14 protein-coding genes and 1 riboswitch are annotated in these 12816 nt (G+C 44.9%); of the genes, 3 read left to right on the top strand and 11 right to left on the bottom strand.

All coding sequences use genetic code 11. The features are described 5' to 3' along the window. Nucleotides 1-77: 77 nt before the first annotated feature. Nucleotides 78-974: an EMYY motif lipoprotein gene (locus ACFFLE_RS00490; protein WP_380569225.1), complete on the bottom strand. Its 897-nt coding sequence runs from the start codon at nucleotides 972-974 to the stop codon at nucleotides 78-80. Between the two features lie 154 nt (nucleotides 975-1128). Between ACFFLE_RS00490 and murB the strand changes: the two genes are divergently transcribed. Then, a complete protein-coding gene (murB, locus tag ACFFLE_RS00485; RefSeq protein WP_380569224.1) occupies nucleotides 1129-2070 on the top strand; it encodes a UDP-N-acetylmuramate dehydrogenase in 942 nt (313 codons plus the stop codon). Between the two features lie 26 nt (nucleotides 2071-2096). Here murB and ACFFLE_RS00480 read toward each other — a convergent pair whose 3' ends face one another. The 10 genes from ACFFLE_RS00480 to ribD all read right to left on the bottom strand — a co-directional run bounded on the left by ACFFLE_RS00480 (nucleotide 2097) and on the right by ribD (nucleotide 10723). Next, the gene (locus tag ACFFLE_RS00480) at nucleotides 2097-3131 is read right to left on the bottom strand and encodes a siderophore ABC transporter substrate-binding protein (RefSeq protein WP_380569222.1); all 1035 of its coding nucleotides are present in this window, start codon (nucleotides 3129-3131) and stop codon (nucleotides 2097-2099) included. Nucleotides 3132-3225: 94 nt separating this feature from the next. Beyond that, nucleotides 3226-4035: an iron ABC transporter ATP-binding protein gene (locus tag ACFFLE_RS00475; RefSeq protein ID WP_380569220.1), complete on the bottom strand. Its 810-nt coding sequence runs from the start codon at nucleotides 4033-4035 to the stop codon at nucleotides 3226-3228. After that, nucleotides 4032-4991: an iron chelate uptake ABC transporter family permease subunit gene (locus tag ACFFLE_RS00470; RefSeq protein ID WP_380569218.1), complete on the bottom strand. Its 960-nt coding sequence runs from the start codon at nucleotides 4989-4991 to the stop codon at nucleotides 4032-4034. Before ACFFLE_RS00470 ends, ACFFLE_RS00475 begins: the two co-directional genes overlap by 4 nt. Further along, nucleotides 4984-5952 (bottom strand): ABC transporter permease, encoded by a 969-nt coding sequence (locus tag ACFFLE_RS00465; protein ID WP_380569216.1) that lies wholly within the window; start codon nucleotides 5950-5952, stop codon nucleotides 4984-4986. The genes ACFFLE_RS00470 and ACFFLE_RS00465 overlap by 8 nt, the downstream gene beginning before the upstream one ends. 138 nt (nucleotides 5953-6090) lie before the next feature. After that, nucleotides 6091-6768, bottom strand: coding sequence for an SDR family oxidoreductase (locus tag ACFFLE_RS00460; RefSeq protein ID WP_380569214.1), 678 nt, complete (start codon nucleotides 6766-6768; stop codon nucleotides 6091-6093). 100 nt (nucleotides 6769-6868) lie between these two features. After that, nucleotides 6869-7282 carry a FixH family protein gene (locus ACFFLE_RS00455; RefSeq protein WP_380569213.1) on the bottom strand — a complete coding sequence of 138 codons (414 nt, stop codon included), beginning with the start codon at nucleotides 7280-7282 and terminating at the stop codon, nucleotides 6869-6871. A gap of 121 nt (nucleotides 7283-7403) precedes the next feature. Further along, complete coding sequence (gene ribH / locus ACFFLE_RS00450) at nucleotides 7404-7868, bottom strand: 6,7-dimethyl-8-ribityllumazine synthase (RefSeq protein WP_380569211.1); 465 nt, start codon at nucleotides 7866-7868, stop codon at nucleotides 7404-7406. Between the two features lie 12 nt (nucleotides 7869-7880). After that, nucleotides 7881-9053, bottom strand: coding sequence for a 3,4-dihydroxy-2-butanone-4-phosphate synthase (gene ribB, locus ACFFLE_RS00445; RefSeq protein ID WP_380569209.1), 1173 nt, complete (start codon nucleotides 9051-9053; stop codon nucleotides 7881-7883). Continuing rightward, nucleotides 9046-9684: a riboflavin synthase gene (locus ACFFLE_RS00440; protein WP_380569208.1), complete on the bottom strand. Its 639-nt coding sequence runs from the start codon at nucleotides 9682-9684 to the stop codon at nucleotides 9046-9048. The genes ribB and ACFFLE_RS00440 overlap by 8 nt, the downstream gene beginning before the upstream one ends. Nucleotides 9685-9688: 4 nt before the next feature. Next, nucleotides 9689-10723: a bifunctional diaminohydroxyphosphoribosylaminopyrimidine deaminase/5-amino-6-(5-phosphoribosylamino)uracil reductase RibD gene (gene ribD / locus ACFFLE_RS00435; protein WP_380569205.1), complete on the bottom strand. Its 1035-nt coding sequence runs from the start codon at nucleotides 10721-10723 to the stop codon at nucleotides 9689-9691. 163 nt (nucleotides 10724-10886) lie between these two features. Beyond that, nucleotides 10887-11015: riboswitch (FMN riboswitch) on the bottom strand. 232 nt (nucleotides 11016-11247) lie between these two features. Between ribD and ACFFLE_RS00430 the strand changes: the two genes are divergently transcribed. Both ACFFLE_RS00430 and ACFFLE_RS00425 read left to right on the top strand, forming a co-directional pair. Beyond that, complete coding sequence (locus ACFFLE_RS00430) at nucleotides 11248-11607, top strand: Na+/H+ antiporter NhaC family protein (RefSeq protein ID WP_380569203.1); 360 nt, start codon at nucleotides 11248-11250, stop codon at nucleotides 11605-11607. Next, nucleotides 11592-12722 carry a Na+/H+ antiporter NhaC family protein gene (locus ACFFLE_RS00425; protein ID WP_380569200.1) on the top strand — a complete coding sequence of 377 codons (1131 nt, stop codon included), beginning with the start codon at nucleotides 11592-11594 and terminating at the stop codon, nucleotides 12720-12722. The genes ACFFLE_RS00430 and ACFFLE_RS00425 overlap by 16 nt, the downstream gene beginning before the upstream one ends. Nucleotides 12723-12816 lie beyond the last annotated feature (94 nt).

Here is a 12816-nt window from a genome sequence, read left to right as displayed (position 1 = left end):
TCAAAGATTGAAAAGGATCCGAACCATCCTATGCATGATAACCAGTCTGAAGAGAATAAGAAATAGAAGAAGGGCTTTTAGAGCCCGTCTTCTATTTCCTTCAGACCTTTCCAGTACTGGTCGTCCAACTGACTGTAGGTGCTCTTATAAGGTAGGATATTCTGGAGCTGAAGTTGTTGGAGTTGCTCGTTATACTCCATGGCCTTCGTGCGTTCCTGATAATATTTTTCGAAACCGTAATACATCTCCAGAGTCAAACTCCTCACCTGCATAGCAATTTCAGTTTCGAGGTTCACTTGGTTGAGGGAGCGGATGTGCCTATCTACAAGCGGCAATATCACTTCGTTGATGTAGGTGGTCCTATCATCACGCGGTTCATTTTGTTTAAGCTGCTCTGATTTTCCATCCAGTTCTTCACTGTTTGAATTTATCTGTTTGATTAATTCATCAGTTTCGCCCCCCTCCTCACCCTTTCGGAGGTCTTCAATCACCTGATCCCGCTCTTCCTGATTCTCCATGAACGTCTGGCTCAACTCTATCAATGTCTCATTTGACAGCGCAGATTTATAGTATGTTTCGACATATCCATTTAACTCATCAACAAATTTCCCTTTCAATTCCAAACTCTCTTTGTAGGTTTCATGAATCTCCCGTAAATCCTCTTCTACCACTTCGACTTGCTCCATTTCCGTGTTCATCTCTTCAATGAGCGGTTCCACTTCTTCACTGAGCATGTCATTGAGGGAAGAGAGTTTGTCCAAATCAACCTCCGGGTCCCTTGCTGATGTTTCTTCAACCAAGGCTTCAAGGTCAATCTGATTTATTTTTTCGTTAAATTCTTCGTCTAATTCATGGATGGTACTCATATCACCCATATACTCGTCATAATTTGCTTGAAATCCTCTGTCGCAACCGCTCGCCAACAGGAATAAAGCCATGAAGATTATGCCTATGATACCTTTTTTCATATGCATGGAGGCCACACTTTCCTATAATTATGGATTCTTAAGCTCGCACAACAAATAAAATATAGCACATAATGGAAGCGCCCGCCAATTCCATTGGCAATGTGTGAGCCATTACATTATAATATTATGTAGGTATTTTCTCTTGAAAGGACATATTAAGGTGGATTACAAAAAAATTGCAGAAAATTTAAGTGCTTTACTTGTCAAAGGTACGTTTAAAACTGATGTGCCCCTAAAAAAATATACATATACCGAGACTGGCGGAGTAGCAGATTTCTATGTCACAGTATATGATTTTGAGGAAGCTTCCCGCGTTCTTGAATACAGCTACAATAATGGTATCCCGGTTACCTATTTAGGCAATGGTTCAAATATCATCATCCGTGATGGCGGCATCAGAGGCATTGTTCTCAATATGCTTAAGTTGGACCATATAGAAGTCGATGCGGATGTTTTGACGATCGGCAGCGGTCGCGCCATCATCGATGCTTCAAACTTTGCCAGGGACTATTCGCTGTCAGGCCTCGAGTTTGCATGCGGTATTCCAGGTAGTGTCGGTGGTGCTGTCTATATGAATGCCGGAGCATATGGCGGAGAAGTGAAAGATTGTCTGTTGGAAGTTACTGTCCTTGATGAGTCTGGTAAAAAGATCGTCCTTAAAAATGGCGAACTTGGACTCGGTTATAGGAAAAGTGTGGTGCAGGAAAATGGTTATGTAGTGGTGGAGGCTAAGTTTGCCTTGAGCTCGGGAAACAAGGATGATATACAAGCTGTCATGGATGATCTTACGGAACGGCGGGAACGGAGGCAACCCTTGGAGTATCCCTCCTGCGGTAGTGTCTTTCAAAGACCACCGGGGAATTTTGCTGGTAAACTTATCCAAGATGCCGGTCTTCAGGGCTATCGCATCGGTGGCGTGGAAGTTTCAAAGAAACATGCTGGCTTCATGGTCAACGTCGACAGCGGCTCTGCCAGTGACTATGAAGAACTGATACAACATGTACAAGACAAAGTCTTCAGTGAATTCGGTGTCTGGTTGAACCGGGAAGTCCGGATTATCGGCGAACCTGTCTACAGACAATCCAAACGCTATGAACAATAAAAAAAGACCCTAAGGGTCTTTTTTTATTATTCCAAAGCTTGTTCTACTTCTTCTAGCTGGCCGATGGTCGTCATTACGCCACCTGAAGCAAGATACCAAAGTTTCGCATCAAGCTCTACGACCTTGTCATTTTCAATCGCATCCACGTTCTGCATGACTGAATTATCCAATACGTCGCCAGATGAAGATTCTCCACCTATGGCACTTCCTCTATCCAACGCCAAAATGATGTCTGGGTTCTTATCATTAATATATTCATAGCTTATTGCTTGTCCATGTCCTTTATCGGCAGTCTCATCATCTGATGGTTTGATGCCAAGATTGTCGTATAGGAAACCATAGCGTCCTCCAGGACCAAATACTGAAAGTTCTCCTTCATTAGCCATAACGAACATCATCGATTCATCAGCATTTTCAGCTTTTTCTTTGACTTCTTCAATTTTTGCATCAAAGTCTTCTATAAGTGCTTCTGCTTCAGAAGATTTATCATAGATCTTGCCGAGCATTTCTGTATAATGACGGATATCATCGAAGTAGTTCTCACTGGATGGAGAAACATATAGAATTTTAGCATCCGGTGCCGCTTTTTCAAATTCGCTTACCATCTGAGAAGTCGCCTGACGACCTGAAATAAGAATTACTTCAGGTTGAAGTTCTGCGATCTTTTCAAAGTTCGGATCTTTCAGAGTACCCAGATTCTCGTATTTATCATCAGAAAATTTATCGAGTTGATCTGGTATGGTACTTGTTCCTTCACCTTTAGGTAGGCCGACTACACTATCGGCTTCTCCGAGCTCATCGATTGTAGAGAGTGCACCATAATCGAATACAGCTACACTTTCTGGGTTTTTCGTCACTTCAACCGTTTCGGAAACTTCCTCACTCGCTTCTTCGTCATCGGAAGACTCGTCAGAAATCATATAATTATTCTTGACCTCAACTGTTTCCTTATCTGAACTTGAACCTTCGGCTGCTTCTTCTTCCGATGTTCCTTCAGTATTGCCGCAAGCGGCAAGGATCATGATCATCATGATCGCTAGCAATAAATAAAATTTCTTCATTTCCATTCCTCTTTCCTATGTGTCTTTAGCCCCCACTAAAAACATCCATATATCCGGTAAGAACCCATCACCTCCCTTAATGTCTATGTTCGTATTAGGCACGTGCCTGGTCCTCGATGAAATCATCTACAGTTGCATTCTCATGCTCATCGAAATAGACGCATATCTGCTGTCCATAGATGCATTCTATATTGATATCCATCTCATAGATGTCTTCTAGAACCTCTTTTCTGATGACATCATCTTTTTTGCCACTGACTGCGATTTTGCCATCTTTCATTGCAACAATGTTATCTGAATAGCATGAAGCAAAATTTATATCATGTATCACTATAATAATTGTTTTGTTGCGTTCACGCACGAGACGCCTTAAAATCTGCATTATCTGCACAGAATGCTTCATATCAAGGTTGTTAAGGGGCTCGTCCAGGAAAATATATTCTGTATCCTGGGCGATTGTCATGGCTATATAGACACGTTGCCTCTGCCCACCTGACAGTTCGTCGATATAACGGTCTTCAAACTCTTCCAATTCCATATAGCTGATGGCTTCATCTATGATTTCATTATCTTTTTGCGTAAGACGACCTTTTGAATAAGGGAAACGACCGAAAGAGATCAGTTCCCTGACAGTAATCTTCAGATCCATATTATTGGACTGCTTTAGGATCGCAATCTTCTTGGCTAGGGCATCGCTTGGAGCATTGAGTATGTTTTTACCTTCCAGGAGAACTTCTCCACTATCATGGTTCAAAAGACGTGTGACCATGGACAATACTGTACTCTTACCTGCACCGTTCGGGCCAATGAAAGAGGTCACCTTACCCTTGGCAATTGAAACGGATACGTCGTTGACTACTTTTTTCTGGCCATAGAATTTGGAAATACCTTTAAGATCGATCATCTTCGACTCTCCTTAAGCATTAATATGATGAAGTATACGCCACCTACAAGATTTATGATTACGCTGATTTCGACTGCCTGGTTGAATACATACTGTGTCAAAATCTGTCCGACCAGCAGTGTAATCACTGCAATGAGTGAACTGCCGATAAGCAGGTAACGGTGTTTATATGTCTTGAACACCTCGTGGGCCAAGTTTACGACAAGCAAACCGAGGAACATTATAGGACCAACCAGCGCGGTAGATACCGAGACCAACACCGCAATGATGAGAAGCAGCTGGGACACCTTCCTATCATAGTTGACACCCAGGTTTATTGCATGATCCCGGCCTAATGTGATGACATCAAGTGAATGGAAGTCCTTCAGTACTATAAGAAGCATAATCAGCACGATGCCACCGGTAATCCAGAGCAGCTGTTCATTGATTGCATTGAATGAGGCAAACATTGAGCTCTGCAGTACGAGGAAGTCATCCGGATTGATGAGCATCTGCATGAATGTCGACAGGCTGCTGAAGAATGTACCCAGAATGATGCCGATCAGCAGCAGCAGGAATACATGGTTCCCTGTCATCTTGAACAGGTACCTGAAGACGAATACAGTAAAGATTACCAACCCGATCATGCTGACCAGATAATTCACATTGTCGTTCGTAATCAGAGGAGAGCGTGCGCCTGCAACAAATACTATTACCGTCTGTATAAATAGATAGACGGAATCGAGCCCCATTATTGATGGAGTCAAAATACGGTTTTTGGTTATGGTCTGAAAGATCACGGTTGACAGGGCAATCGCTACGCCCACAATGATCATAGTAGCCACACGGTTTAGACGTGACGGCAACTGATAATAGAGTATATCGAAGTTCAACTGATAGAATGTGTAGAGCCCTGCAATGATGAGTGCTGCAGCTGCAAAAATGATGAGTCGCCTGTTGTTCTTCTTATCATGCATTGGATCTCACCCTCCTGAAGACCATAATCAGGAAGATGAAGCTTCCTATGACACCAATCATCAAGCCGATGGAAATTTCATACGGGAAGATGATGATGCGTCCAAGGATGTCACAGATCATGACAAAAACGGCACCAAGCACAGCAGTCAGAAAAATTGTGTTCTTCAGGTGATCACCCCGGAATAGTGAAATGATGTTCGGGATAATCAGACCAAGAAATGGTAACATGCCCACTGTGACCACCACTAATGCTGTAATTACAGCAGTGATAAGCAACCCAATATTCATCACGCGTTGATAATTGAGTCCCAGGTTTTTTGAAAAGTCGCGACCCATCCCCGCAATTGTAAATTGATTCGCATAATACAATGCAATGATGAGAAAAGGAATGCTTATGTATAATACTTCGTATCGTCCAGAAATGATTATGGAAAAATCACCTTGCAGCCAACTAGATAATGACTGAATCGAATTCGTCCTCAGGCTCAGGAATGTCGCTACACTGGCAACAACGTTACCCAACATCAGACCAATTAATGGAACGAATACCACATCTTTAAATTGGACCCGTTGAATAATCTGCATAAAAAGCATCGTCCCCAAAAGACTGAGTGCCGACGCGAAAATCAGTTTGACGAGCAGACTGGCAGTCGGAAAGAACATGAGGGCCAATAATATACCGAGACGTGCCCAGTCCATAGTACCAGCCGTCGTTGGAGAGACGAACTTATTGCGTGTCAATTGCTGCATAATCAGGCCGGAAACACTGAGTGATGCACCGGAAATGATAATCGCAACTGTTCTCGGCAAGCGGCTTTCCATAATGATATTCTTCTGGTTCTCCGTCAAATTAAATAGATCTCCCGGAGAAAGTTCAACCACCCCGACAAACATCGAGACAATCGAAAGTACTATCAATAATATGATCATGATGTCTAGCCTGAACAGTTTATATATCATTTTAATCCACCTTAATTGATAATGATTATCAGCGATAACCACATGTTCAATTATACACGTCAATGCTCCAATTTCAAGCATTCAAAATCCAATATAATAAAAAAACCACCCGATTGGCATCAGATGGTATCCAGTTGTTTAATTGATTATAATGGTTTCTCCATTCGGCATGTTCTCTTCCCCGTATAGGATGGCCATTATTGTGCTGAGCGCTTCGTGATAAGAGCGCCCCCCTGATTCTTCATAGCGGATGGAAGGCCTGTAGCTTAAGGCGTACACATCCACATCTTCCCTCCGCAGTTCGGCAGCGGTAGAATGTGTCAATGCCTCGATTGCGCCTGTAACTGTGTAGTAGAGGTTCCTTTCGAAGACATCTTCAAATGACGGTTCAATCACATTGATGATCTTCGCATCACTCTCATCCTTCAGCATCGGCCGTAATGTACGTATGCCGAGATAAGTCCCCCATACATGTTCATACATTACCTGGTTGAATTCGTCGAATGATACATCATAGACGGAACGGTTCTCCGTAAAGATCCTATGAACCAATACGATGCCATTCAATGTATTGTAATCCTGTTGGATCTCCTCAACCGTCGCTACCCAATCTATCTCTTTCGCCTGTTCCAAAAACACCACTTTGTGCGTGCCCTCAGAACTTTGATTTAGACCTTCAAAAAGATTTTCCAACTCAGCGTAATCCACCCCCGCCAAAATGACGTTGGCCCCCTCCTGCGCAAGATGCATCGACAGTTCCCTGCCTAGGGGAGTAGCAGCATCCGACACTACATAAGTCTTCTCTTTCAAATTCATCTTATCCTCCTGATTAAAGCGCCATATCTAGATAAATGCTACCTCTATTGTAAACCTTAAACAGCTGCTTTACAAACTGAAGGATGGCACCTCAGACGGTCTATTCCACCGTCACTTCCTCTTGCGGCATCGTATGGAGACTGAAGGCGTCGACGTGTGATATGACTACATAGTCACCCGGTTCATCGAAGGTATAGTCAATCATATATGCACCTGCTTCTGAATGTTCAGCTTCAATCTTCTCTATGCTTTCCTCATCTTTTTTGACTTCAAACACAACCTTGTCGGCATCTGTCACATCTTCATCATTGGACGTGACATGCGCGATAAATTCAGCCGTTTCACCAGCTTCCACCGTTTCAGGCACTTCCAAACTGGCTTCCAGTGATTTAATTTCATCACCACTTGAGTTTTCGTGGCTCATTCCATGATCGTCGTCTGCACCGCCGCCACAGGCGGAAAGCAACAGGACTCCTGAGGTTAAGGCCGTGAAAAAACCTACTTTCAAATTCATTCGCTACATCTCCTTATTTAGTATATATTTTACAGCGTACCATGGAAAGAAGCGCTTTAGCGTCCATAAATATGAACGTTATCTGAAATATATCGGTCCATTCAGGAAGTCTGTGGAATGATTATATTATCTTCTTCATCAAGTTAGCCATCTCAATTGCGCCGAGTGCTGCGTCGGCCCCTTTATTGCCTGCTTTTGTGCCGGCCCTCTCCACTGCCTGCTCAATCGTTTCGGTAGTAAGCAGCCCGAACATGACTGGTATACCTGAGGATATAGAAGCGTTTGAAATGCCTTTGGCCGCTTCATTGCACACATAGTCATAATGGGTGGTGCTCCCTCGGATTATACATCCCAATGCTACAATCGCATCATATTTCCCCGAGTCGGCCAGGGTCTTGGCGATGAGCGGGATTTCGAAAGCCCCCGGCACATGAAACAGTTCGATGTCTTCAGATTTGATGCCATGGCTGAGCAAAGCACCTTCGGCACCGGTAACGAGGTTGGAAGTGATGAAATCATTGAACCGTCCCGCGACAATCGCGATTTTCAGATCAGTCCCTATCATATTGGCTTCTATTTTATTCATTATCATTTCCTCCTAAAGCATATGTCCAAGCTTCGTTTTTTTGGTCTTCAAGTAATCCTGATTGATTAGATTCGATTCAACGATATGGCTTTTGTGCTGTACTTTTATCCCTTCAGCCTCAAGCCCCTTGATCTTGCTTGGATTGTTGCTGAACAGGGTAACATGGTCGATGCCCAATTGCCGGAGCATTTCTGCAGCTGCATCATATGTGCGCAGATCTGCATCGAAGCCAAGATGCTCATTCGCACTGACTGTATCATAACCATCTTCTATCAATTCATAGGCCCTCATCTTATTGATCAGACCAATGCCCCGGCCTTCTTGCCTCATATATAATATGACACCATCTTCACGGCTCATGATATTCATGGCTTTTTCGAGCTGCGCACCGCAATCACAGCGAAGGCTGCGGAAAACATCACCAGTCAGACATTCCGAATGGATTCTGACGTTGGTCTTATTGCCCACCTCTCCATGTACCAGCGCAAGATGTTCCTGTCCGGTCCCTTTATCGATAAAACCGTAAACTTTAAACGTACCGTATTCGGTTGGCATATTTATGCTTGTTTCCAGAGTGACCGCTCTTTTCCTTTCAACATATTTTCTCAATGCCTCGATTGTAATCATCTTGAGGCCATGTTTCCCTTTATATTCAACTAGGTCGTCAACGCGTGCCATCGTGCCATCCTCATTCATGATTTCACATATGACCCCGACTTGGGAGGCGCCTGTAAGGCGTGCAAGTTCCACGGAGGCCTCGGTGTGTCCCATGCGTTCCCGGACACCTCCTCCCTTTGCTATGAGCGGAAAGACATGGCCCGGCTGATTGAACTCAGTTGGATTGACAGTTTTGCCGGTCAGGGCCTGGATTGTCTTGAAACGTTCATGTGCACTGATGCCAGTTGTAGATGATTTGTGGTCGATGGATGCCGTAAATGCAGTTTTATAAGGATCGCTGCTATCCTCAATCATCAGGGAGAGTCCTGCCTCCTCAGCAATGTCGGCTGAAATCGGCGCACATATCAGTCCGCGGCCGTGAGTGGCCATGAAATTCACTTCAGCTTCGCTGATGAATTCTGCAATACCGATGAGATCTCCTTCGTTCTCCCGGTTTTCATCGTCTACTGCGATAATCAGTTTTCCGTCCTTAAGATCCTGTAGAGCCGCTTCAATCGAATCAAACATGGGGTGCCTCCTCTTTCCTCGTCCCTCTAGCCTCTAAAGTTTCCCAGGATAATAGATGCTCTACATGCTTCATCAGCATATCTGCCTCTATATTAACGGCATCACCAGGCGCCTTGCCTCCAAGTGTCGTACTGGATTGTGTTTCAGGTATCAGGCTGATGATGATTTCGGAACGCTCGGGCTGCACTCCAAATAATGTCAGGCTGATGCCGTCTATTGCGATAGAACCCCGGTCCGTCATATATTTTATCAACTCCCCAGGACATTGGATATACATATTAACCGCGCTGCCATCGGCTTCTTTATGCATCACCTTGCCGACACCATCAACATGGCCTGAAACGAAGTGTCCGCCAAGTCTCGTGTTCATGGTCAATGCCCGCTCCAGATTCACCATGCTCCCTGGGTGTATCGGGCCGAGATTTGTAATATTTTTGGTCTTGTTGATCATTTCGACTGTGAAACATTCATCATCCAGATGGGTTACAGTCAGACAGACACCGTCAATGCTTATGGAGTCGCCGATTTTCAGATCATCAAACATGCCTTTTTTTACCCTCATTCGGGTATGCTGTCCTGTATCTTCGACTTCTTCCACTTCGCACACTTGTTCAATTATTCCTGTAAACATATCCTCAAGCCTTTCTATAAGTCAATTTAAGATCAGATTCGAGGCTTTCAACTTTCTCCAGGTCTAGCTGCACAGCAGCTTCCATTTTTGAAATCTGGGATTGATACAACCCATGACCGGATTCACCAAACAATTTCGGGGCGATATATAAGATGATCCTGTCGTATAATTCCTGTTCTATAAAAGAAGTGAGGATGCTCCCACCACCTTCTACAAAAAGGGTTGATATGCCTGCTTCATACAACACTTCCAACACTTCTTCGAGTGGTCTCTCGCCCACTCTGAGGTCACATCGGTCGCTGTATTTCATATTCATTTCGTTCGTCGTAAAAATAATCGGCCGGCTATCATGATCGAATATATGCAGATGGTCATGCAGCACCCCATCCCCAAGCAGAATGATCGGTACAGGACTGTTCCCGCCCCCGTACACCCGGGCAGTGAGGCGTGGGTTATCCCGGAGCAGGGTCGTGCCGCCGACCAGTATGCCGTCGTGGACATGCCTTTCTTCATGGACATTATACCTCGCAGACTCTCCCGTTATCCATTTGCTTGTGCCATCACAGAGGGCAAGCTTACCGTCCAGACTCATGGCGCATTTCAATGTGATTATGGGAGACTTCCTTTTCAAATGTGTAAAGAAAGGATGGTAGAAGCGGTCTATCTCAGCTTCCTGTTGATGTGCGACTTGGACACCGGCCGCGCTCAATACTTCATGCCCTCTTACCTTCACATTCTCATCCTTCGCGGCATAGTACACTTTTTTTATGCCTGCCGCAATTATCGCCTCTGTACAAGGCGGAGTTTTACCATGATGTGAACACGGTTCAAGCGTTACATACATGTCTGAACCTGCAGGGTCTGTATTGCATGTTGCCAGCGCCTGACGTTCAGCATGAGGTTCGCCATATCCCAAATGGGCTCCCATGCCGATTATTTTTCCATCCTTCACTATCACTGCACCGACAGCCGGATTGGTTCCAGTCTGGCCTGAGGTCATTTGGGCAAGTTGTAGTGCCATTTTCATATAATGATTCAATTTCTACCTCCTCAATATAAAAGCGCCGATGAATAGATTCATCGGCGCTTAAAGGATTGTATGCAGAAACAGACATCCGGATATGCGCACGTTTGCTGACACGCGTAATCGATGCCTCATTTTAAGGTATGCCAAATAAGCATACTTTAATCAGTATGTTCCACATTTCTTTCTCCCATCCAGACTTTCACTGTCGGCTTCAGGTTTCCACTGAATCAGCCACATCAATTATAGATGCAGGTCGCGGGCTCTCACCGCCGGTTGGGAATTTCACCCCACCCCGAAAGAATGCTTGTATTAAGTTGAAAAACTCTACTACCATCATAAGATACACATAATTTTTGTCAAGTCGAATTATCTGTTTTAATTAAAGGCAAGGATCTTACGGGGCTACGTTACAGGACAGGATCGTTTTTACCCCAATTATTATTTGAATATTATATGTTTTCTGATTATATTTTAGAATAATAGTGATAATCGACATTAAGTAATGGTGTCGATTCAATTATGGGGAGGGGAGAAATTTGACCGATAACGAAGAATTGGATCGTGCAACTGGAGAAAGGACTGTAAAGAAACTGGATTTCCGTTTGGGACCATTCGGTGCAGCAGTCCCTTTACTGTTTTTTGTGATATGGGCAATAACGATCAGTGTAATGCAATTATCATCAGAAGTGGCGCTTGTGTTGGGAGCCGTGATTGGAGTGACATTGGGGTTGCTCCTGTGCAAAAGCAAATGGGAAGACTATGCCCAAGGATTGTTTGACGGTCTGGCACAACCAGTAGGCCTGATTGCGATGGTGGCCTGGTTCTATGCCGGCATGTTTGCACAGGTGCTGCAGGTCGGGGGCCTTGTTGAAGGTTTGGTGTGGATCGGTCCGTGACAGGTGTTGAAGGTGGCCTTTTTGTCGCACTCACTTTTCTATTGGCAGCAACTTTCTCGACTGCCGTCGGTACCGGATACGGTACAACTGTTGCCTTCTGTACGCTGATGTATCCGGCTGGGGTCGCTGTCGGGGCCGATCCTACTTTCATGTTCGCGGCCATTCTGGCCGGAGCGGTATTCGGTGACAACCTCGCACCGGTATCCGATACGACGATTGTTTCTGCAACTACGCAGCATGCAGATGTACCAGGGGTCGTGCGCAGCCGCTTCAAGTATTCGATTGCTGCAGCGATTCCTGCCGTCATATTATTTGCCATATTTGGAGGCGGAGGTTCTTCTACATCTGAACAAGTCTCAACTGCCTCCATATTGGAATCCGTCACACCGGACGGCCTGATCATGCTGGTACCTTTCGCTCTCGTACTTATACTCGCCTTATCCGGCCAACATCTTCTGACGTCTCTCACATGGGGCATTTTATCAGCCATCTTACTGATATTCGCAGTAGCACCTGGAACACCTGGAGATATTTTAAGGTTCAACCCAGAGGCGGACACAGTCGTTGAAGGGGCACTGGTTTCCGGGTTGACCGGATATTTTAACATGGCCATCCTCATCCTGCTTATAGTCGGTGCAGCGCATTTGATGAGACTCGGTGGAACAATGGAAGCCATAACTGACGGTCTGGTCAAATGGATCAAGAATTCCGTCCGTAAAGCAGAACTTTCCATCTGGGCGATCGTTTCCATACTGAACAGTTCAATAACGATCAATACTGCTGCAGAAATTGCTGCTGCCCCATTCGTAAGGGAGATTGGTGAGAAGTATAAGATCCACCGTTACCGCAGGGCGAATATGCTGGATGCTGTGACTTCAGCTTTAGGGTATATCTTCCCGTGGGGCGCACCCGTCCTATTGGGGTGGTCAACGATACAGACGATAAAGAACCAGTCATATGATTGGTTGCCTATTGTTGAGCCGACAGCAGTGTTCCCATTTGTATTCCAAGGATGGTTCCTTTTCCTCATTATGCTTTTCGCGGCAATAACAGGATGGGGCTTGAGATATGAAGGGAAAAACGGTGAGGAGGTCAAGGAGAAGCCGGAAGACTAGATATTCCGGCTTCACGACTTCCTCGATTAAACAAAAAGGCGGCCCGGAGATCTATTGGAATCTCCGGGCCGCTTTCTTATGGATCATTTCAACC

It is taken from the genome of Salinicoccus siamensis (assembly GCF_042429615.1).
Lineage (GTDB): Bacteria > Bacillota > Bacilli > Staphylococcales > Salinicoccaceae > Salinicoccus > Salinicoccus siamensis.
This window is presented reverse-complemented; position numbering and strand designations above follow the sequence as displayed.